The sequence below is a fragment of the Micromonospora sp. NPDC005220 genome (genome assembly GCF_040607895.1).
In the GTDB taxonomy this organism is placed as follows: Bacteria; Actinomycetota; Actinomycetes; order Mycobacteriales; family Micromonosporaceae; genus Micromonospora.
Map to the genome: position 1 here is coordinate 1 of NZ_JBEXHP010000074.1, position 21,477 is coordinate 21,477.

The following is a 21,477-nucleotide window of genomic DNA, read 5'->3' on the forward strand; positions in this document are numbered from 1 at the left end:
GGCGGGGGCCTCTAACAATCAAAACCCCCGCCCGCCGCCCCCCGGGGGGCCCCCCCCCCCGGCTATGTCGGTTTGCGGATTTAGTTCGCCATCAAATCGGCGCCACGCCAGCTGAAATCGGGCTCCGTTGCGAACCGCTCGGTGATCTTCACGAGATCCTCCGCGTACTTGTTCGCGTGGTGCCCGCAGAACACCAGCTCGCTCCCACCCGCCAGAGTGATCCGGAGCTTCCCGGCAGCATTGCAGCGGTCGCACCGTTCATCGGCGGCTGGGGGCGCCACCGTCTCGGGCGGCGGCGTGAGGGTCGGGGTCATCGCCTTCCTCCTCTGGTCGTCACCGATGAACAATCTCTTCGGTCGTTGCTCACCTATCGTGCAACACCCTTACTAGGCACTGCCTTCCCTGTGTGCCCGCGGGGGACCGAGGTCACACCTGGAAGGGACAGTGTGCCGTGCACCCAGGGTGCCACGTCAACGATCACATTCGTGCATCCGGACGATCACCATCTGGTGTTGCACACCAGGTGGTCAAAAGGACACGTTCTGTTGACTAAACCCGCTCAGTCCAGATAATCCCGGAGGACCTGCGACCGGGACGGGTGACGCAGCTTGGACATCGTCTTGGACTCGATCTGCCGGATCCGCTCCCGGGTCACCCCGTAGACCTGGCCGATCTCGTCGAGCGTCCGAGGCTGGCCGTCGGTCAGGCCGAAGCGCAGGCGTACCACACCCGCCTCACGCTCGGAGAGCGTCTGCAGCACCTGCTGGAGCTGGTCCTGCAGCAGCGAGAACGAGACCGCGTCGACCGCGACCACGGCCTCGGAGTCCTCGATGAAATCGCCGAGCTGGCTGTCGCCCTCGTCGCCGATGGTCTGGTCCAGTGAGATGGGCTCCCGAGCGTACTGCTGGATCTCCAGCACCTTCTCGGGTGTGATGTCCATCTCCTTGGCCAGCTCCTCCGGGGTGGGCTCGCGGCCCAGGTCCTGGAGCAGCTCACGCTGTATGCGGCCGAGTTTGTTGATGACCTCGACCATGTGCACCGGGATGCGGATGGTGCGGGCCTGGTCGGCCATGGCGCGGGTGATGGCCTGCCGGATCCACCAGGTGGCGTACGTGGAGAACTTGTAGCCCTTGGTGTAGTCGAACTTCTCCACGGCCCGGATCAGACCGAGGTTGCCCTCCTGGATCAGGTCGAGGAAGGCCATGCCACGGCCGGTGTAGCGCTTGGCCAGCGACACCACCAGTCGGAGGTTCGCCTCCAGGAGGTGGTTCTTGGCCCGCTCGCCGTCCCGGGAGATCCAGCCCAGATCACGGACCATCTCCCGGACTAGCTTCTCCTCGCCCTCGTCGGCAGCCCGCAGCCGCTCGGCGGCGTAGAGGCCGGCCTCGATCCGCTTGGCCAGCTCCACCTCCTGCTCGGCGTTGAGCAGTGGAACCTTGCCGATCTGCTTGAGGTACGCCCGGACGGAGTCGGCGGAGGCGGTCAGCTCGGCGTCGCGTCGCGCCTGCTTGAGGGCCTCGGACTCCTCGTCGTCCCACTCGAAGTCGTTGTCGGTCGCCGAGGCGGCCGCGTCGGTCTCGGCGGCCTGGGCCAGCTCGGCCGGCTCCTCGACCACCACGTCCTCGATCGCGGCGGCCAGCTCCTCCGGGTCGATGTCGCCCTCGGCGCCCTCGCCCTTGGCCTTGCCGGCAGCCTTGGTCGGCTTGGCTCCGGCGGCCGCGGCCACTGTCGCCTTGGTGGCTCGGGTCGACCGGGTCGCCTTCGCCGGTGCCGCTCCGGCAGCCTCGGCGGCGGTGCCGGTGGCCTTGCGGGCGGCGACCTTGCGGGGGGCCGGCGCCGATGGGGCGTCGTCGGCGGCGGGCGCCTGCTTCGGGGCCGGCGCAGCCGCCTTCTTGGTGGTCTTGGCGGTGGTGGCCCGGGACGCCGGGGTGGTCGAGCGGGCCGCGGAGACGCGGCGACGGGTGCTCGCCGAGCCGTCCACCACGACTGTCACTCCCGCCTCGGAGAGCGCCCGCAGGATCTTCTTGGCCTGGGCCGGAGTCACCTCGGCGGACTCGACGGTGCGCGCGAGCTGAGCCGACGTGAGCTGACCACCGGCGCTCTGCGCGTGGGCGATCAGGGTGTCGGTGAGCGAGCGAACGTCGGCGCCGGGCTGGCGGGGTTCTGTCACGAATGACCTTCCGGAGGCGAAGAGCGGGCACGGCGGGTTCGTCCAGCGCAGCGAGGGTTACCGTGCCGGGCGATGTGGTTGAGGGACCCTCGTGTCACGGCCCGGCCGGTGGTCGGCGGTCCGTGCCGCGTGGGCAGGGGTGAATTGTAACGCCGTCTGCGGCGATCATCCTGCTCCGCACCGCGTACCGCCGGTGGGGACCGTGAGTGCGGCGGAGATGTGGACTTTGTGGCAATGATAGCCGCGCGGCCGTCGAAGCGTTCCCGTCGTCGGGCCCGGCGGCGCCCAGATCGTGTCCGAACTGCCGTTTGAGCAGCCAGTACCAGGTCAGCGTGGCGGTTGCCAGGGCGCGCGTACGGGGCACCGAGGTCGCCGCCGGTCCGGCCGGTGGCGACCCCACCAGGTCGCGGTTGGGCAACGGTTGTGCGCTGAGCGCGGACGGGGCGGTAAGCACTTAAGCGACATTACCAACCCGAAAGGGCATATTCGCCGAGGTTGGCCCCTCAAGCCGCGGGCGGTGTCGGTTGCCCCGCCGACCAAAGATCCTGGTCTGGCGCCGTCGCGCGGCGTCGGGAACGATGATCTTCGGAAGCCGGGTCGGTAGTTGCACCCATCCACATCCACCCGGAGTGCGGAAAGAGGCGAATCATGACCAACTCGGCGACGAGCCCGTCGGAGCTGCTGACCATCGCGGTGGAGGTGGCTCGGGACGCGGCGGACACCGCGTACCGGATGCGCGCCGAGGGGGTGGTCGTCGCCGCCACCAAGAGCACCGTCACCGACGTGGTCACCGCCGCCGACCGGGCGGTGGAGCGGCAGATCCTCGACGCGCTGGCCGCGCTGCGCCCGGACGACTCGGTGCTCGGCGAGGAGTACGGCGAGGAGGCCGCCCGTGCGCCGCGCAGCGGGGTGCGCTGGATCGTCGACCCGATCGACGGCACGGTCAACTACCTGTACGGGCTGCCGCACTGCGCGGTCTCGCTGGCCGCCGAGGTGGACGGGGTGGTGGTCGCCGGCGTGGTGCGCAACGTGAGCACCGGCGAGCAGTGGACCGCCACGGCCGGCGGCGGGGCCTGGCGCGACGGTGTCCGGCTGCGCTGCTCCGGCGAGGTTGACCTGGGGCAGGCACTGGTCGGCACCGGCTTCGGCTACGACGCCGCCCGCCGGGCACACCAGGCGCAGGTGGTGGCCGGGCTGATCGCGCACGTACGGGACATCCGCCGGCTCGGCGCCGCCGCGCTGGACCTCTGCCTGGTCGCCGAGGGGCGGCTCGACGCGTACTTCGAGAAGGGTCTTGCGGCCTGGGACCTGGCGGCGGGCGGGCTGGTGGCCGCCGAGGCGGGGGTGCTGGTCGCCGGCCTGGCCGGTCGGCCGCCGGGGCCGGACCTGGTGGTCGCGGCCCCGCCCGCGCTCTTCGCGCCGCTGCACGATCGGTTGGCCGCGCTGGACGCCGCCGGTGGGCCCTGACCGGGTGACCCTGCCCGGTTACCGCCTTACTTGGCGGGCGGGGACGGGCAGGAGCCCTTGGGTGCCTCCGGCGGGCCCGAGTCACCGAGCGACTGGTTGACCTCGGTCGTGGTGGCGAGCTGCTGGAAGCGGTTGCCGAGCACCACGTCCACGGTGTCGTCGGTGCGCTTCGGGTCGTAGGCAGGCACGGCGTTGTTGAGGAAGTACGCCTGGAGCAGGTGCGCGGAACCGACGCCCTTCGGGCCGTACCGCAGCACCGCCACGCTGTCGACCTTCTTCTCGTTCCCGGTTTTCTTGACCTGGAACTGCCGGTTGCTGAACTCGTCAGCGACGGTGTGGGCGAGGCCGGGCTGATCGGTGGCATTGAAAACGTTGATCTTGACGTCCTTGCGCTCGCGCAGAGTCAGGTCCGCCAGCGGCCAGCCCTCGGGGCAACCCGCCGCGGTGCCCGCGTTGCCCTGGCTGTCGCGGACCACGGCCACGACGACGAAGACCAGGGCGATGATCGCCAGCAGGCCGACGACGACGAGTGCTCGCACGCGCGCAAAACTCATCAGGGCACTCCCCGGACCTCAGGTGGGTGGTGGCGGCCGGAAACGATCGCTCAGGCCGCCGGCCGTCGAATACGCCGCTGAGGTTAACGGTTGTCCGGCCGTCGCGTGGAAACAGCCCGACATGCCGGCGCGCCGACCGCGAACCGGGTACTACTACCCCTATCTTCGTGTCGCCTGAATCACATTGGGAACAACTTCGCGTGCGGGGGCGTACATCTCAGCCGCAAGGGCGGTATACATGCCTCGCCCAAGGGGGGGTAAGGTTCCGCGCTCGCAGGGGAGTCACCCCAGCGAGCTCGACCCGTTCGGTCCTCGGGTCGGGTGCCCGACACAAGTGGTGGCCGGCCAGCGGAACCGAAACAGCGTCGTCCGGCGTTACAACCGGAAGCGACAACATCGATATGGGAGAGTGAAACCGATGGCCACCGACTACGACGCCCCGCGTCGCGACGAGGTCGACCTCGGCGAGGACAGCCTGGAAGAGCTCAAGGCACGGCGCGTCGACTCACAGTCGGGCGCGGTGGACGTCGACGAGGCCGAGGTGGCTGAGAGCTTTGAGCTGCCCGGTGCCGATCTGGCCGACGAGGAGCTCACGGTCAAGGTGCTTCCGATGCAGCAGGACGAGTTCCGGTGCGCCCGCTGCTTCCTGGTCCACCACCGTAGCCAGCTGGCGGTCGAGCGTAACGGCGAGCTGATCTGCCGCGAGTGCGTCTGACAGCCACGACACCAGCGGCGGCCTCCTGAACGGGGCCGCCGCTCCGGTGTAGGCATGCGGCGGTGGTGGGTACCTGTTTGACTCGTAGCGGGTAGCCACAGCACCGGGAGGTCCGATGAGCGATCGAGGCGGCACCACCGATGGCGGCACGGACGGCCTGAGCGCCAGCAGTGGCACGGATGACCTCGGTGCCAGCAGTGGCACGGATGGCCTGAGCGCCAGCAGTGGCACGGATGACCTCGGTGCCACCGTCGCGGCGTTGACCGCGGACGACATCGAACCGGCCCGCCGCCGCCAACTGCTGACCCGGATGGTCGGGCAGGCCCGGGCGCGTGGCATCTCCGACCTGTTCAAGCCCCGCGCCGCGGTGCGGTGGATGGTCGACACCGTCACCGAGATCGCCCCGCACGTGCCGGTGCGGGACCTGGACACTCTGCGCCGGCACTTCCCTGGTCTGGACGACGCCGCCCTGGCCGACCGGCTCATCCGCAACGCGTCCAGGACCACCGCCGCGATCGGCGCCGCCGGTGGGGGCGTCGCCGCCGTCGAGTGGACGGTGGCCCCGACTCTGCTCTCCGCGCCGGTGCTGCTCGCCGCCGAGACCGTGGCCGTGGTGGCGGTGGAGCTGAAGCTGGTCGGCGAGCTGCACGAGATCCACGGTGTGGCGCTACCGGACGGCGGCAGCCAACGGGCGGTCGCCCTGGTGCATTCCTGGGCCACTCAGCGCGGCGTCAACCCGATGGTGCCCGGCGTGGGCGTGGGAGCGGTGCTCGGCACCGCCGCCCGCAAGGAACTGCGGGACATGCTGCTGCGGCGTTTCGGCCGCAACCTCACCACCCTCGGGCCGTTCCTGACCGGCGCGGCGGTCGCCAGCTTCCTCAACCGCCGGGCCACCCAGCAGATGGCCGACCAACTCCAGGTGGACCTGCGTCGGCGGGGCATCGCCCGGCCCGCGCCCCCGACCGCCCTTCCGGGCCCGCCGACCGGCACCTGAGCGGGCCGTTGCCGTCGGCGAGCAGCCTCAGCGGGCCGTTGCCGTCGGCCGGCGGCCTCAGCGGACCGGCGGCCTCAGCTCAGCCGGGTCGCCCGTCGTCGGGTGGGACGCCGCCAGGGCGTCCCGCGCGGTCAGCACCGCCTCGGCCAGCTCGACCGGGTGGCGGGTGCTCACCACCCAGAACGGGGTCGGATCCGCGGGGTCGTCGAGAATCACCTGCACCGCGCCGCCGATCCACGGTCGCTGCACCACGAAGGCGAGCGGGTCCGCGCCCACGCCGAGCACCTCACGTCGGCCGGCCACGTCCAGCGGCACCACGTCGGCCACGAAACGCACCGGCAGCCGGGCGTCGTCCACCCGCAGCTCGGAGTCGGCCACCTCGACCCGGATCCGGCCCAGCCACCACAACCCGGCCACGGTGAGCGGCAACAGCACGGCGAACGGCAGCCAGGCGCGGGCGCCGGAGCCACCCATCCAGATCTCGACGGCCAGCAACGCGGCGGCCACCAGCCCGGTGATCCACAGCCACCAGGGCAGATCCAGCCGTTCGCGGTACGCCGAGCGGGCGAAGACCGGCGGCTGATCAGCGGACGGGGAGGGCGACATGCTCACTCCTGCGAGGGTACGGCGCACGGCGGCTCGACGAACCGGCAGGATGGCAGGGTCACCCCGCGAACCGGACGGAAGAGGGGACCTGTGACCGACGTCGTACCCGTGCTCGTACAGCTGCTCGACCCCGAGCTGCCGCTGCCCACGTACGCCCATCCCGGCGATGCCGGGGCCGACCTGGTGGCGGCCGCGGACGTGGAGCTGCCCCCCGGCGGCCGGGCCCTGGTGCCCACCGGCGTGGCCATCGCGCTGCCGGAGGGGTACGTGGGCCTGGTCCATCCCCGCTCCGGTCTGGCCGCCAGGCTCGGCGTGACGGTGCTCAACGCGCCCGGTACGGTCGACGCCGGCTACCGGGGTGAGATCCTGGTCAACCTGATCAATCATGATCGGGATGTGCCGGCGAAGATCTCCCGCGGCGACCGGATCGCGCAGCTCGTGGTCCAGCAGGTCGCACGGGCGCGGTTCGAGCCGGTGGTCGAGCTGCCCGCGTCCCGGCGCGGGACCGGTGGGCACGGGTCCACCGGTGGGCACGCCGGGCTGGTGCCGTCGCCGACGGGCCGGGACCGGGTCGAGCGGCGGCCGAACGAGCCGGGCCGCGGGCAGACGGAAGAGGTGGCAGGGTGAGTGTGAACAGCGGAGGGCAGGCGCAGTGATCTTCTCCCGAAAGCGGGCCGATGCCGAGCGGCAGACCCGTGACGAGCGGGCCACCCAGATCCCGGACCAGGGCGATGCGGCGCCGGCGCTGGAGCGCGGCCCGTACGACATCTCCGAGAGCTACGACGACGTGCAGCGACTCGATCTGGGCAGCCTGCACATTCCGGCGATTGCCGACGTCGAGGTACGGGTGCAGGCCGACCCGCAGGGCGTGGTCCAGCAGGTGGTGCTGGTGCACGGCGACAACGCGCTCCAGTTGGGCGTCTTCGCCGCCCCCCGGTCCGAGGGGATCTGGGACGAGGTGCGCGAGGAGATCCGGCAGTCGCTGCTCAGCGACGGCGCGAGCGCGCAGGAGGTCGCCGGCGAGTACGGCCCGGAGCTGCATGCCCAGGTGCGTACCGCGGACGGCCCGACGAACCTGCGGTTCGTCGGAATCGACGGGCCGCGCTGGATGGTCCGTGGCGTGTTCCAGGGCCCGGTGGCCACCGACCCGGCCATGGCCGGGCCGCTCGTCGAATGCCTGGACGGCCTGGTGGTCGACCGTGGGCAGGAGGCGAAGCCGGTCCGCGAGCCGCTGCCGCTGCGGCTGCCCCGGGAGGTCGCCGACCAGGCCCAGGCCGAGGCGGGCGACGCCGCCGCCGCGCCGCGTCAGGTCTGACCCGCGCGCACCGGCCCGCCGGAACCAGCCCCGTCGGCGTACGCTGGCGGCACGGTTCCGGCGTCGCCGGGGCTGGCCGGGGACGGCGAGCGTGGAGAGGGTGACGCGGAGGTCATGACGACCGACGAGGGCAGGGTGTCGCTGCGGCGCATCCTGCAGAGGTTCACCGCCAGCGAGGCCGAGATCGACGCGCAGGAGCTGCGTCGGGAGAGTGCCGAGTGCGGCGGGATCCCCGCCCAGCAGTGCTCCCGGGGTCAGCTGGTCTCGGTCGCCGGGCGGCTGCGCACGGTGGTCTACACACCGCGCACCAATCTGCCCACCCTCGAGGCCGACCTGTACGACGGTAGTGACGTGGTCACCCTCGTCTGGCTGGGCCGACGGCACATCGCCGGAATCGAGCCGGGCCGGCACCTGACCGCCCGTGGCCGGGTGGCGGTGCGCGACGACCGCAAGGTCATCTACAACCCCTACTACGAGCTGGATTCGCCCAAGTGACGGCACTGCGGACGGAAGGCCGGCGATGACGACGGGACAGGACCGGACGGCGCAGCCGGAGATCAACCCTCAGGACGAGGAGCAGCTGCCGACCATCGCCGAGCAGATGGCCGACCAGCTCGGCGGCTGGCGCGGGCTGGTCGAGTCCAGCATTCCGGTCGTGGTCTTCGTCCTCGCCAACATCATCGGCGAGCTGCGGCCCGCGGTGATCGCGTCGGTCTCCGTCGCGGTGCTGATCGCCGGGGTGCGGCTGGCCCAGCGCCGGCCGATCCGGCACGCCGTCAACGGGCTCTTCGGCGTCGGGGTCGGCGCGGCCATCGCGTGGCGCACCGGCGACGAGCGTGACTTCTACCTCCCCGGCATCCTCTACGGCATCGGGTACGGCGTCGCCCTGCTCATCTCGGCCGCGATCCGGCAGCCGCTGGTGGGCTGGATCTGGTCGGTGTTGGTGGCCAAGGGCCGGTCGGAGTGGCGAACCGATCCGAAGCTGGTGCGCACCTTCACCCAGCTGACCGTGCTCTGGGGTGTGGTCTGGCTGGCCAAGGTGGGCGTGCAGGCAGGGCTCTACCTGGCCCACCAGGACACCGCGCTGGGCGTGGCCCGGCTGGCGTTGGGCTACCCGCCGTACGCGCTGCTGTTGCTGATCACGGTCTGGACGGTGCGCCGGGTCACCCGGGAGTCACCGGCCCCGCTGCCCAGCGCCTGAGCGAGGCCGGGCCGCTCGGCGCCGCCCGTCCGGTCAGCGTGAGCCGCGGGTCCGTTCGACGCTGTCCGGCCCGAGGATCACCGCGCGGACCTGGTCCTCCACCTCGGCCGTGCAGACGAAGATCAGCTCGTCGCCGGCCTCGATCGGGTCGTCCGGGCTGGGCACCAGCACCCGCTTGCCGCGCAGGATCGCCACCAGGGCGGAGTCGCGGGGCAGCGGCACGGCGTGGATCGGCTGACCGACGTAGGGGGCGCTCGGCGGCAGGGTGATCTCGACGAGGTTCGCCTCGCCCTGCCGGAAGGTCATCAGCCGGACCAGGTCGCCGACGGTGACCGCCTCCTCGACCAGCGCGGCCATCACCCGCGGCTTGCTCACCGCGACGTCCACGCCCCACTGTTCGGTGAACAACCACTCGTTCTCGGCCCGGTTGACCCGGGCGACCACGCGGGGCACCGCGAACTCGGTCTTGGCCAGCAGCGACAGCACCAGGTTGGTCTTGTCGTCGCCGGTCGCCGCGACCACCACGTCGCACCCGGCGACGTCGGCCTCCTCCAGGCTGGTCAGCTCACAGGCGTCGGCCAGCACCCACTCGGCGGCCGGCACCCGGTCCGGGCGCAGCATCTTGGGCTGGCGCTCGATCAGCATCACCTGGTGGCCGTTTTCGATCAACTCCTGGGCGATCGAGCGGCCCACGTTGCCCGCGCCCGCGATGGCGACCCGCATGGCTCAGCGTCCTCCTTCCGGCGGCGTCGCCGCCACCGACGTGACAATCGCCACGATGTCATCGCTGACCAGCATGAACACCTGGTCACCCTCCTGCAGGACGGTGGAGCCGGTGGGCAGCGTGCCGATGCCGAAGCGGATCAGGTAGGCCACCCGCGCGCCGGTCGCGTCCTCCAGCGTCCGCACCGGTCGGCCGATCCAGTCCTTGTGTACGGGCACCTCGACGATCGACACGGTGCTCGTGGGGTCGCGGAAGATCTCCACGTTGCCCTCCGGCACCAGGTGTCGCAGCATCCGGTCCGCCGTCCACCGCACGGTGGCCACGGTGGGGATGCCCAGCCGCTCGTAGACCTGCGCCCGGCGCTGGTCGTAGATGCGGGCGGCGACCCGGGACACGCCGAACGTCTCGCGGGCCAGCCGGGCCGAGATGATGTTGGAGTTGTCGCCGCTCGACACCGCCGCGAAGGCGTCCGCGCGCTCGATGCCGGCCTGCCGGAGCACCTCGCCGTCGAAACCGGCCCCGGTCACCGTGATGCCGGCGAAGTCGGGGCCGAGCCGGCGGAAGGCGTCGGCGTCCTGGTCGATCACCGCCACCGAGTGCCCTCGGGACTCCAGGCTGTGGGCGAGGGTCGATCCGACCCGACCACATCCCATGATCACGACGTGCACGCTGTCCCTCCCAAGGTGCGTACCGCTCCGCTGCCGGTGGCCTTCGAGTGCGAGCCTGCCACGTCCCGGCGGCGAGCGGGGACCGACCGTACCCCGCCGTCCCGGGCAGTGGTGATCGCCCACCCCCGCGCCCCCGCCGTGGTGGTCGTACTCTTGGCGTTCGTGGCCAGTCCCACCTCGCTGCTGAAGCGGCTTCTTCTCGGTCGACCGTTCCGGTCCGACCGGCTTCAGCACACCCTCCTGCCGAAGCGCATCGCGCTGCCCGTGTTCGCCTCCGACGCGCTGTCCAGCGTCGCGTACGCGCCTGACGAGATCCTGCTGACCCTCTCCATCGCCGGTGCCTCCGCGTACGTCTTCTCGCCGTGGATCGCCCTGGCCGTGGTCGTGGTCATGCTGACGGTGGTGGCCAGCTACCGGCAGAACGTGCACGCCTACCCGTCCGGTGGCGGCGACTACGAGGTGGCCACTGTCAACCTGGGCCCGAAGTTCGGCGTCGGGGTGGCCAGCGCGTTGCTTGTCGATTACGTGCTCACGGTGGCGGTGTCCGTCTCCTCCGGGGTGGCCAACCTGGGCTCGGTGGTGCCGTTCGTGGCCACCCACAAGGTCCTGATCGCGGTGAGCGCTGTGGTCCTGCTGAGCGCGGTCAACCTGCGCGGTCTGCGCGAGTCGGGCACCGCGTTCGCCATCCCCACCTACGGCTTCGTCATCGTGATGGGCGGGATGCTGCTCACCGGGTTGTTCCGGGTCTTCGTGCTGGGTGACGAGCTGCGCGCGCCGAGCGCCGACCTGGTCATCCAGGCCGAGCACAGCGTGACCGGCTTCGCGCTCATCTTCCTGCTGCTGCGGACGTTCAGCTCGGGCGCCGCCGCGCTCACCGGGGTCGAGGCGATCTCCAACGGGGTGCCGGCGTTCAAGGCGCCGAAGAGCCGCAACGCCGCCACCACCCTGCTGCTGCTCGGCAGCATCTCGGTGAGCATGCTGGTCGGGATCATCTGGCTGTCCCGGCTGACCCACCTGCAGTTCGTCGAGGATCCGGGCCTCCAGATCCTCTCCGGCCCCGAGGGGTACGTGCAGAAGACGGTCACCACCCAGCTCGGCGAGACGGTCTTCGGGTCCGGGTCGATCCTGCTCTACGTGGTGGCCGGGATGACCGCCCTCATCCTCTTCCTGGCCGCGAACACGGCGTTCAACGGCTTCCCGGTGCTCGGCTCGATCCTCGCCCAGGACCGCTATCTGCCCCGGCAGTTCCACACCCGGGGCGACCGGCTGGCCTTCTCCAACGGCATCGTCTTCCTCGCCCTGTTCGCGATCGTGCTGATCGTCGGCTTCCAGGCCGAGGTGACCCGACTCATCCAGCTCTACATCGTCGGGGTCTTCGTCTCGTTCACCGTCTCCCAGGCCGGCATGATCCGGCACTGGAACCGGCACCTGCGTACCGAGCGGGACCCGGAGGCGCGCCGCCGGATGCACCGGTCGCGGGCCATCAACACCTTCGGCGCGGGCCTGACGGGCGCGGTGCTGGTGATCGTCCTGATCACCAAGTTCCTGCTCGGCGCCTGGATCGCGATCGCCGCGATGGCGGTGATCTACGTGTTGATGCTGGCCATCCGCCGGCACTACGACCGGATCGCCGTCGAGCTGACCCCGCCGGACGAAGGCCGGGCCGTGCTGCCCGCCCGCAACCACGCGATCGTGCTGGTCAGCAAGCTGCACCAGCCGACGCTGCGGGCCATCGCCTACGCCAGCGCCACCCGACCGGACACGCTGACCGCGGTGACCGTCAACGTGGACGAGACGGACACCCGGGAGCTTCAGGCCGAGTGGGAGCGTCGGGAGATGGCCATCCCGCTCACCGTGATCGACTCGCCGTACCGGGAGATCACCCGGCCGATCCTGGACTTCGTCGCCTCCACCCGCCGCAAGTCGCCCCGGGACGTGGTCACCGTGTTCATCCCGGAGTACGTGGTCGGCCGGTGGTGGGAGAACCTGCTGCACAACCAGAGCGCCCTGCGCCTCAAGGGCCGGCTGCTCTTCGAACCGGGGGTGATGGTGGTCAGCGTGCCGTGGCAGCTCGCGTCGACGGCGAGCAAGAACCTGGACCGGATGGACGCCACGCTGTCCAGGACCCCGGCACGCGGGCCGCGGAGCGCCGTGCCGCCGCTGGTCGCCACCCAGCCGGTGGCCTCCGCGCCGTCCGGCGAGGGTGAGCCCGAGGCCGGCGGAACGACGGGGAACGCTCGTGACTGAGCCGGACGGTCAGCGGACCGCGGCACCTCGCACGTCGTCCACCTCGCCGGCGTCGTCCACCTCGCCGGTCTTCGAGCGGGGCCTGGCCGAGGCGGACCGGGTCGAGCTGACCGTCGACGCGGTCGCCCCCGGCGGGCACTGTGTCGCCCGGGTGGACGGGCAGGTGGTCTTCGTCCGGCACGCGCTGCCCGGTGAACGGGTCATCGCCGAGGTCACCGAGGTGCACCGGGGGTTCGTCCGGGCTGACGCGGTGACCGTGCTGGAGCCCTCACCGGACCGGGTCGAGCCGCCCTGCCCGTACGCGAAGCCGGGCGCCTGCGGGGGCTGCGACCTCCAGCACGTCGCCCCGGCCGCGCAGTTGGCCTGGAAGACCGCAGTGGTACGCGAGCAGCTGGTCCGCCTCGGCGGGCTGACCGACGTCGAGCTGGACCGGCTCGGCGTCCAGGTCGAGGCGCTGCCCGGCGGGCTGCTCGGCTGGCGCTCCCGGGTCCGTTACGCGGTCGACGCCGCCGACCGGGCCGGCCTGCTCAAACACCGCTCGCACGAGGTGGTGCCGATCGACCGCTGTCGGATCGCCCACCCGGCCATCCAGCAGCTGCCGGTACTCACCCCCAGCGGCGCGCGCTGGCCGGCCGCCGAGGCGGTGGAGACAGTCGCCAGCACCGGCGGGGACGTGACCGTCACCGAGATCCGGGACGGGGTGCCCACCCCGGTCATTGGGACGACCGAGGTCCATGAGGTCGCCGCCGGACGGGACTGGACACTCCCCGCGTCCGCGTTCTGGCAGGTGCACCCGGCCGCGGCGGACGCCCTCTCCGCGGCCGTACTGGAGTTGCTGGACCCGCAGCCGGGCGAGAAGGCGTGGGACCTCTACGGCGGCGCCGGGCTGTTCGCCGCCGGGCTGGCCGCACGGGTCGGCGCGACCGGCCGGGTGACAGTGGTCGAAGCGGCGGCGCAGGGTGTCGCCGCCGCCCGGAAGAACCTCGCCGACCTGCCCACCGTCGAGGTGGTGTCGGCCCGGGTGGAGACCGCGCTGGCCCGCCGACGGATCACCGGCCCGGTCGACGTGGTGGTGCTCGACCCGCCGCGCTCCGGGGCCGGCGCCCCGGTGGTCCGCGCGTTGGCCGCCGCCGGCCCGCGGGCGATCGCGTACGTGGCCTGCGACCCGGCCGCCTTCGCCCGGGACGTACGCACCTTCGCCGGCCTCGGTTGGCGGCTGGCCGCGCTACGGGGCTTCGACCTCTTCCCGATGACACAGCACGTCGAGCAGGTCGGGCTGCTGCTTCCGCCGGACGAGCGGTAGCAAACCGCGCGCCGGCTGCTGGCGGCGCCTGACCGGGTACGTAGCTGCCAGTTCCCGGCCCGGTCCGGGTGCCCGGGGCTCGGGCCGAGCTGCGGAGTACCGGGCGGCCGATAGACTCTCCGGTCATGAGTGTTGAAGAGGACACGGCCAACCACGGCCGGCTGCTGGGGACGGTTCGCGGTCCGCAGGACGTCAAGCGGATGTCCGGCGAGGAGCTGGACGTCCTCGCCGCCGAGATCCGGGACTTCCTGATCACCAAGGTGTCCCGTACCGGCGGGCACGTCGGGCCCAACCTCGGTGTGGTCGAGCTGACGCTCGCCATGCATCGCGTCTTCGACTCACCCCGCGACCGGCTCCTGTTCGACACCGGCCACCAGGCGTACGTACACAAGATCATTACCGGACGTCAGGCCGGCTTCGACAAGCTCCGCCAGCGCGGTGGCCTCTCCGGCTACCCCAGCCAGGCGGAGAGCGAGCACGACCTGATCGAGAATTCGCACGCTTCCACCGCGCTGTCCTACGCCGACGGCCTCGCCAAGGCGTACGCCCTCCGGGGTGAGGCGCGCAGCGTCGTGGCCGTGGTCGGTGACGGCGCGCTGACCGGCGGCATGTGCTGGGAGGCGCTGAACAACATCGCCACCGCCGGCAACTCGCTGGTCATCGTGGTCAATGACAACGGCCGGTCGTACTCGCCCACCATCGGCGGCCTGGCCGACCACCTCTCCTCGCTGCGACTCAACCCCGGCTACGAGAAGGTCCTCGACACCGTCAAGGACGCCCTCGGCTCCACCCCGCTGGTCGGCAAGCCCATGTACGAGGTGCTGCACGCGGTCAAGAAGGGCATCAAGGACGCGGTCGCCCCGCAGGCCATGTTCGAGGACCTCGGCATCAAGTACGTGGGCCCGGTGGACGGGCACGACGTGGCGGCGGTCGAGGCGGCGCTGCGCGCGGCCAAGAACTTCGGCGGCCCGGTCATCGTGCACGCCGTCACCCGCAAGGGCTACGGCTACCGTCCCGCCGAGGAGGACGAGGCGGACTGCCTGCACGGCCCCGGCAGCGCCTTCGACGTGGAGACCGGTGCGCTGCTGGCCGCCCCGTCGGTGAAGTGGACGCACGTCTTCGCCGACGAGCTGCTCGCCGTCGCCGACGAACGGCCGGACGTGGTGGGCATCACCGCCGCGATGGCCGAGCCGACCGGCATCGCCAAGCTGGCCCGCAAGTACCCCGAGCGGGTGTACGACGTGGGCATCGCCGAGCAGCACGCCGCCACCTCGGCGGCCGGGTTGGCGCTCGGCGGCCTGCACCCGGTGGTCGCGGTCTACGCCACCTTCCTCAACCGCGCCTTCGACCAGGTCCTGCTGGACGTGGCGATGCACAAGCTGCCGGTGACCTTCGTGCTGGACCGGGCGGGCATCACCGGCCCGGACGGGCCGAGCCACTACGGCATCTGGGACATGTCGGTCTTCGGGGTGGTGCCGGGGCTGCGGATCGCCGCTCCGCGCGACGCCGCCACCCTGCGCGAGGAGCTGCGCGAGGCGCTAGCCGTCGACAACGGCCCGACCGTGGTGCGGTTCCCGACCGGCGCGGTCGCCGCGGACCTGCCGGCGCTGCGCCGGGTCGGCACTGTCGACGTGCTGGCCGAGTCCGCCCGTACCGACGTGCTGCTCGTCGCCGTCGGCTCCTTCGGCCAACTGGGCATGGAGGTGGCCGCCCGGGTCGCCGAGCAGGGCTACGGGGTCACCGTCGTCGACCCCCGCTGGGTGCGTCCGGTCCCGGCGGAGCTGGTCGAGATGGCTGCCCGCCACCGGCTCGTGGTCAGCGTCGAGGACGGCGTCCGGGTCGGCGGGGTGGGCGACGCGCTCGCCCAGGCGATGCGCGACGCCGACGTCCGGGTGCCGCTCAAGGACCTGGGTGTGCCGGCCGACTGGCACCCGCACGGCACCCGCGCGCAGATCCTCGCCGACCTGGGGCTGACCGCCCAGGACGTGGCCCGCAACGTCACCGGTTGGATCTCCGGCCTGGACACCACCCCGGACCGCCTCACCCCCAGCGACGCGGCCGCCCAGAACTGACCGCAGGTAACACGACACGGCGGGCACCCCTTGAGGGGCGCCCGCCGCCTCGTGTCGTCCCAGCCCCCCCGTCACCCCGCCATCCCCGGTCGATCAAGGACTAATGGTGGGCGGCTGTTGATGATTCGCGCCTTTTGTGGGGCAGCACAAGTCCATGATCGACCGGGCGAAGGTGCGGCGCGGCGGTGCGGCACCTTCGCCCCGCGAATTAGCGGGGGGAGATTGAGCGGTAGTGGGTCTTGTCGGTGTTGTCGAGGCTGTAGGTCTGGGAGCGGGACGGGGTGGGAATGACCGCCAGGCCGGGGCGTTCGACCAGCAGGGGAGTGCCCGGCGGGACGGACAGGGAGCTGTCCCGGGTGGCCCGCCAGCTCAGCACCACCAGCGGCTGACCGGGCACCGGCAGTTGGTACGCCTGCAACGGGGTGGCCCGGTCGGCCGGTGAGACGACGGGCGCGCTCCCGTCGGCCGGCCGGTAGATCACCGCCGTCATCGCGCCGGCGTCGGTGTCCCAGCTGAGCTGCTGCAACTCGGCCGGCTCGCCGCCGCCGAGGGCGACTTCGCCGAGCGAGCGCACGGTGAGCTTCGCCATCGGCCAGGACGTCGGCACCGAGCGCGGGGCGTCCCGGTCTCCGATCCGGCGCGGGATGCTGCCGAACGGGCCCCGGTCGCCGGCAAGCACACAGGTGTCCAGGCCGGCCAGGGCCCGCTTGCCCGTGCCGGACTCGTCGCGGACCAGCGGGTAGCGCGGATCGACGGTGCCGGTACCGAGGTCGAGCAGCCGGTCGGCGGCCCGCCCACGGGGCAGCGACTCGGTGCTGCGCAGGGTCGCCGTCACGGCGACGGCCGTGCAGGACGGCACGTTGACCGGTGCGCTGAGGCCGTCCGCGATGGTCAACGTCCGGTCCTGTGGTCCGAGGAGGGTCTGCACCCGGGCTGAGACCAGGTAGCGCCGGCCGTTGGCGGTCTGCACCGGCAGCACGTCGGAGTAGACGAGGTAACCAGGGTCGGTGTACTCGGTGGCGCGGGTTACCGAGTACCGGTCGCCCTCGCGGGTCAGTTGCAGCAGCCAGGACGCGCTTTCGCCGGGCACGTCGGCGGCCACCAGCGCCACCGGGGCGCCGTCGACCCGACCGGAGAAGAGGATCCCGGACGAGGGCAGGTGCGCGCGGTCGTCGGCCGGCGACCGCCAGCTCCGGACGGCAGCGGTGACCGCTGCCGTCGCCGTGGCGTCCCCGGCGAGGTCGCCGCGGGGCGGCCACACCGCGAGGGTGCCGTCCAGGCTGTCGTACCCGACCCGCAGGTCCTGCGGCTTCCGCTCGGCTACCGGACCGCAGGCCGTGCTGGCCAGCAGCGCGCTCAGCAGGACCGGAAGGGCCCTGCCGTACCGACGGCCTGGAGTCACCTGGCCCGCCCCCGATCGCCTCGCCGTCGTTGCGGAAAGCGCCATAGTACGAGATGTCCGGTGCGCCGCCTCAGCTGGCCGGTACCCGAACCACCACAATGGACGCCACCGGGGCTTTAGGGCGTTTTGGTTGCTCCGGTAGACTCCGCCGACTGTGACGCCTGCCGAGTCCCGCGCCCTGCCCGCGCCGCACCCGGAGGCGGCAGACGACTCCGCCGAGCTGGTGAGTTACCGCACACCGGGCGGCCAATTCGCCGGCCCTCCCGCGCCGACCGGCTCCACCACGGCCCCGGCCGAGCCTGCTGCCCCGGCCGAGCCTGCTGCCCCGGCCGAGCCTGCTGCCCCGGCCGAGCCCGCTGCACCGGCCGAGCCCGCTGCACCGGCTGAGCCTGCAGCGCCAGCGGACAGCGCGACCGAGGACGCGGCGCCGACACCGGTGTGGTGGCGTCGGTGGAGTCGGCGTCGGCAGCACCTGGCGGTGGGCGGGCTGTTTTTGCTCGCCGCGCTCTGGGTGACCAGCCGGATCTGGCTGGACCCGTCCGGCCGGGTGGCCTCGCTCTACACCGGTGACCCGGCCCAGGTGCAGTTCTTCCTCGCCCACTCGGTACGCGTGGTGCTGCACGGCGAGTACCCGTTCTACACCGAGCAGTTCAACTACCCGGACGGCGTCAACCTGATGGCCAACACGGCCGTGCTGGCGCTGGGCATTCCGATGGTCCCGGTGACGCTGCTCTTCGGGCCGGCGGTCTCCTTCGTGGTGCTGGTCACGCTCGGCCTCGCCGGCACCGCCATGGCCTGGTACCTGATGCTCTCCCGCCACCTGGTGCGTACTCCGCTCGCGGCGGCGGTCGGTGGCTGGTTCTGCGGGTTCTCGCCCGCGATGCTCTCGCACGCCAGTTGGCACCCGAACATCATCAGCCAGTTTCTGCTGCCGTTCATCGTGTGGCGGGTGCTGGTGCTCACCCGGTCCGGAAAGCCGGTTCGGGACGGGGCTCTGCTCGCCCTGCTGGTCACCGCGCAGGCGTTCATCAACGAGGAGATCCTGCTCTTCACGGCGCTGGCCTGCGGGGTCTTCCTGCTGGCGGTGCTCGCTCAGGAGCCGGCCCGATGGTGGGCGGCGTGGCGGCCGCTGGGCGTCGGCGTGCTGACCTGCGCGCTGCTGGCCGGGGCGCTGCTGGCGTACCCGCTGTACGTGCAGTTCGCCGGGCCGATGGCTTACCACGGGCTCAGCGACGCGGTGCAGGACTACGGCAACGACATCGCCGCCTTCTTCGCGCCCGGCTCGCCCACCCTCGGCGGCAACCAGCGCGCCAACATCAACCTGGCGCCCAACTACTCCGAGGAGAACGCCTTCTTCGGCTGGAGCCTGTCGCTGCTGGCCATCGGCATCGTGGTCTGGCTACGCCGGGAGCTGATCGTTCGGGCGCTCGCGGTGACCGGCCTGTTCTTCGCCGTGCTCTCCCTCGGCGAGCGGGTCTCCTGGTGGGACCGCGAGCTGATCACCGGGCCGTGGCAGTGGTTGGTCCACCTGCCGCTGCTGGACGCGGTGGTGCCGACCCGGTTCGGGCTGATCACCAGCGTGGTGATCGGTCTGCTGCTCGCGCTCGCCGTCGAGCGGGCCTGGGCGCTGCGTCCGGCCGACCGCCGTACCGTCCGCGTGCTCACCGCCGCGGGCCTGGCCTTCGCGCTGCTGCCGATCGCACCGATGCCGCTGCGGATGGTGTCCCGGCCGCCGGTGCCGGACTTCATCACGGCGGACCGTTGGCGGGCGTACGTCGGGCCGGACCAGACGCTGGTGCCGATCCCGGTGCCCAGCATGGGTAACACGCACGGCATGCGCTGGGCGGCGGCCACCAACCTCGACTTCAAGATCCCCGGGGGTTACTTCCTCGCGCCTCGTAACGGCAACACCGGTGACGCGGGCCGGTTCGGCGGCCGTCCCAGCGGGGTGGGTCAGATGCTGGAGGAGGTGGCAACCACCGGTCGTACGCCCAAGCTCGACGACCGGCAGCGTCGGCGCTTCACCGACGAGCTGCGGCACTGGCGGGCGGCGATCCTGGTGTTGCCGGTGCGGCAGCAGAACGCCGAGCCACTGCGGCGTACGGTCGAGGAGCTGGTCGGCCCGGGCCGCCAGGAGTTGGATGTCTGGGTCTGGGACGTTCGAACACTCACCGACCGCTCGGTCTGATGACCACCGGGACGACGTCCCCGAACACCTCGTCGTCGGCGACGGTCGGCGCGTCCCGTCCGGCCTGGCTGCGGGACGCGCTGGTGGTGGCCGGTTATCTGGGTCTCGCCGTGGTGGTGACCAGCGGGCAGTGGGGTCACCCGTGGCGGCTGTTCCACCAGGCGGGTGACCAGATCCTCTTCGAGTGGATGCTGGCCCACGCGGCCCATGCGGTGGTCGAGGGGGAGAACCCGCTCTACAGCAGCGGGTTGAACGCGCCAGACGGGGTGAACCTGATGGCGAACACCTCGGTGCTCGGCCTGGGTGTCCCGCTGACCCCGGTCACAGTGCTCTTCGGCTCGCAGGTGGCGTTCTGCGTGGCGGTCGTCTGCTGCCTCGCCGGGACCGCCGTCGCCTGGTACGTGCTGCTGCGCCGCCGGTTGGTCGGCACCCGGGCCGCGGCCGCGGTGGGCGGGCTGATCTGTGGCTTCGCCCCGGGCATGATCGCTCAGGCGGGCGCACATCTGCACATCGCCGCGCAGTTCCTGGTGCCGGCGATCCTCGCCCTGGTGTTCCGGCCCGCCACGGGTGTGACGCGGCACGACGTGTGGCGGCCCGGCGTCGGCCTGGGGCTGCTGCTCGTCTGGCAGGTCTTCATCGGCGAGGAGGTGCTGGTCTTCCTGGCGCTCGCGGCCGGGGTGTTCGCGCTGGCCTACGCGCTCGCCGACCGGGTGGCCGCTCGGCGGCTCGCGCCGGCCCTCGTCGGTCGGCTCGCGGTGGCGGCGGGCGTGGCGGCGGTGCCGCTGGCGTACCCGCTGTGGTTCCAGTTCCACGGCCCGCAGCACTACACCGGGATGGCGTTCGCCACGCAGGGCTTCCAACTGGATGTCGCCTCGTTCACCGCGTCGGCCCGGCAGACCGTGCTGGGCGACGACTGGTTGCCGGGGTTGCTCTCGCCGAACCCGACCGAGGAGAACTCGTTCTTCGGCCCGGGTCTGCTGGTGCTCGCCGTGGTGATCGTGATCTGGCAGTGGCGACGGCCGCTGGTCCGGGCCCTGGCCGCCGCTGGTGTGATCTTCGCCTTGCTCTCGCTCGGCGACGAGCTGCGGGTGGACGGTGTGCCCACCGGCATCCCCGGGCCGTACCGGCTGGTCGGCGGGGTGCCGCTGCTCGATCTCGCGGTGCCGGCGAGATTCGCGCTGATCTGCGTACCGGTGCTGGGTGTGCTGGTGGCGCTCTCCCTGGACCGGGTCCGGGCAGCGCGCGGGCCGAGCGCGGCGCCGGGCCTACCGGTGCGGCTGCTGTGGGCCGGCGCGGTCGCCGCCGCGTTGCTGCCCCTGATTCCGACGCCGATCCGCGTGGTGTCGGTCGCGCCGGTGCCGGCGTTCATCGCCGCCGGCGGCTGGCGTCCGCTGGTGCCGCCCGGCCGGACGGTGGTCGCGGTGCCGCCGGTCACCGGTGCCGCACGCAGCCCGGTGATGCTCTGGTCGGCCCGCACCGGTCGGGGGTTCGCCGCGCCGGGCGGGTACTTCATCGGCCCCAGCGGCCCGGACGACCCGGCGGCCCGCTGGGGCGCGCCGGACCGTCCCACGTCGGTGCTGCTCCGGCAGGTGGCCGAGACCGGCGCGGTGCCGGTACTCAGCGACGCCGACCGCCGCCAGGCCGTCGAGGACCTACGGCACTGGCGGGCCGCAGTGGTCGTACTCGGTCAGCTGGAGCACGGTGACCCCGTCCGCCGTACCGTCGACGACCTGCTCGGACCGGGCCGACCGGTCGACGGCGGATGGTTGTGGGACGTCCGGGACCGCGTCGGCTGAGCCGACCGGTGGCGCGGTGGCTGAGCCGACCGGTGGCGCGGTGGCTGAGCCGACC

19 protein-coding genes are annotated in these 21,477 nt (G+C 72.1%); 12 read left to right on the forward strand and 7 right to left on the reverse strand.

What is annotated here, in order from left to right; translation table 11 throughout:
- Positions 1–80: 80 nt before the first annotated feature.
- Positions 81–314, reverse strand: a complete 234-nt coding sequence (locus ABZU52_RS23130; protein WP_030337431.1) for a hypothetical protein — start codon at positions 312–314, stop codon at positions 81–83.
- A gap of 245 nt (positions 315–559) precedes the next feature.
- Positions 560–2,170 (reverse strand): RNA polymerase sigma factor, encoded by a 1,611-nt coding sequence (locus tag ABZU52_RS23135; RefSeq protein ID WP_354973074.1) that lies wholly within the window; start codon positions 2,168–2,170, stop codon positions 560–562.
- Positions 2,171–2,818: 648 nt separating this feature from the next.
- Between ABZU52_RS23135 and ABZU52_RS23140 the strand changes: the two genes are divergently transcribed.
- Positions 2,819–3,637, forward strand: a complete 819-nt coding sequence (locus ABZU52_RS23140) for an inositol monophosphatase family protein (RefSeq protein ID WP_354973075.1) — start codon at positions 2,819–2,821, stop codon at positions 3,635–3,637.
- A gap of 26 nt (positions 3,638–3,663) precedes the next feature.
- On the opposite strand, the gene ABZU52_RS23145 is transcribed toward ABZU52_RS23140, so the two are convergent.
- The gene (locus tag ABZU52_RS23145) at positions 3,664–4,176 is read right to left on the reverse strand and encodes a LytR C-terminal domain-containing protein (RefSeq protein WP_354973092.1); all 513 of its coding nucleotides are present in this window, start codon (positions 4,174–4,176) and stop codon (positions 3,664–3,666) included.
- A 433-nt stretch (positions 4,177–4,609) separates the two neighbouring features.
- Between ABZU52_RS23145 and ABZU52_RS23150 the strand changes: the two genes are divergently transcribed.
- Complete coding sequence (locus ABZU52_RS23150; RefSeq protein WP_007075406.1) at positions 4,610–4,906, forward strand: DUF4193 domain-containing protein; 297 nt, start codon at positions 4,610–4,612, stop codon at positions 4,904–4,906.
- A 115-nt stretch (positions 4,907–5,021) separates the two neighbouring features.
- Complete coding sequence (locus tag ABZU52_RS23155) at positions 5,022–5,900, forward strand: hypothetical protein (RefSeq protein ID WP_354973076.1); 879 nt, start codon at positions 5,022–5,024, stop codon at positions 5,898–5,900.
- 57 nt (positions 5,901–5,957) lie between these two features.
- Here the strand turns inward: ABZU52_RS23155 and ABZU52_RS23160 are convergent, their stop codons facing one another.
- Complete coding sequence (locus ABZU52_RS23160; protein ID WP_354973077.1) at positions 5,958–6,506, reverse strand: DUF3093 domain-containing protein; 549 nt, start codon at positions 6,504–6,506, stop codon at positions 5,958–5,960.
- Between the two features lie 90 nt (positions 6,507–6,596).
- On the opposite strand from ABZU52_RS23160, the gene dut reads away from it, so the two are divergent.
- The 4 genes from dut (at position 6,597) to ABZU52_RS23180 (ending at position 9,022) form a co-directional block, all read left to right on the forward strand.
- Positions 6,597–7,133 (forward strand): dUTP diphosphatase, encoded by a 537-nt coding sequence (dut, locus tag ABZU52_RS23165; protein WP_354973078.1) that lies wholly within the window; start codon positions 6,597–6,599, stop codon positions 7,131–7,133.
- Between the two features lie 25 nt (positions 7,134–7,158).
- On the forward strand, positions 7,159–7,821 hold the full coding sequence (locus ABZU52_RS23170; protein WP_354973079.1) for a DUF3710 domain-containing protein: 663 nt from the start codon (positions 7,159–7,161) through the stop codon (positions 7,819–7,821).
- Positions 7,822–7,935: 114 nt separating this feature from the next.
- A complete protein-coding gene (locus tag ABZU52_RS23175; protein WP_124816055.1) occupies positions 7,936–8,316 on the forward strand; it encodes an OB-fold nucleic acid binding domain-containing protein in 381 nt (126 codons plus the stop codon).
- A gap of 25 nt (positions 8,317–8,341) precedes the next feature.
- Positions 8,342–9,022: a DUF3159 domain-containing protein gene (locus ABZU52_RS23180; RefSeq protein WP_354973080.1), complete on the forward strand. Its 681-nt coding sequence runs from the start codon at positions 8,342–8,344 to the stop codon at positions 9,020–9,022.
- A gap of 33 nt (positions 9,023–9,055) precedes the next feature.
- Here ABZU52_RS23180 and ABZU52_RS23185 read toward each other — a convergent pair whose 3' ends face one another.
- Entirely contained in the window at positions 9,056–9,745 is a 690-nt protein-coding gene (locus ABZU52_RS23185; RefSeq protein ID WP_354973081.1) for a TrkA family potassium uptake protein, read from the reverse strand.
- 3 nt (positions 9,746–9,748) lie between these two features.
- A complete protein-coding gene (locus tag ABZU52_RS23190; protein WP_354973082.1) occupies positions 9,749–10,414 on the reverse strand; it encodes a TrkA family potassium uptake protein in 666 nt (221 codons plus the stop codon).
- Positions 10,415–10,576: 162 nt separating this feature from the next.
- On the opposite strand from ABZU52_RS23190, the gene ABZU52_RS23195 reads away from it, so the two are divergent.
- The 3 genes from ABZU52_RS23195 (at position 10,577) to dxs (ending at position 16,036) form a co-directional block, all read left to right on the forward strand.
- A complete protein-coding gene (locus ABZU52_RS23195) occupies positions 10,577–12,661 on the forward strand; it encodes an APC family permease (RefSeq protein ID WP_354973093.1) in 2,085 nt (694 codons plus the stop codon).
- A gap of 82 nt (positions 12,662–12,743) precedes the next feature.
- The gene (locus tag ABZU52_RS23200; protein WP_354973094.1) at positions 12,744–13,964 is read left to right on the forward strand and encodes a TRAM domain-containing protein; all 1,221 of its coding nucleotides are present in this window, start codon (positions 12,744–12,746) and stop codon (positions 13,962–13,964) included.
- 125 nt (positions 13,965–14,089) lie between these two features.
- Positions 14,090–16,036, forward strand: coding sequence for a 1-deoxy-D-xylulose-5-phosphate synthase (dxs, locus tag ABZU52_RS23205; protein WP_354973083.1), 1,947 nt, complete (start codon positions 14,090–14,092; stop codon positions 16,034–16,036).
- A gap of 208 nt (positions 16,037–16,244) precedes the next feature.
- Here the strand turns inward: dxs and ABZU52_RS23210 are convergent, their stop codons facing one another.
- Positions 16,245–17,438 (reverse strand): hypothetical protein, encoded by a 1,194-nt coding sequence (locus tag ABZU52_RS23210; protein WP_354973084.1) that lies wholly within the window; start codon positions 17,436–17,438, stop codon positions 16,245–16,247.
- A 436-nt stretch (positions 17,439–17,874) separates the two neighbouring features.
- On the opposite strand from ABZU52_RS23210, the gene ABZU52_RS23215 reads away from it, so the two are divergent.
- Both ABZU52_RS23215 and ABZU52_RS23220 read left to right on the forward strand, forming a co-directional pair.
- A complete protein-coding gene (locus ABZU52_RS23215; protein ID WP_354973095.1) occupies positions 17,875–19,626 on the forward strand; it encodes a hypothetical protein in 1,752 nt (583 codons plus the stop codon).
- Positions 19,626–21,422, forward strand: a complete 1,797-nt coding sequence (locus ABZU52_RS23220) for a hypothetical protein (RefSeq protein WP_354973085.1) — start codon at positions 19,626–19,628, stop codon at positions 21,420–21,422. The genes ABZU52_RS23215 and ABZU52_RS23220 overlap by 1 nt, the downstream gene beginning before the upstream one ends.
- Positions 21,423–21,477 lie beyond the last annotated feature (55 nt).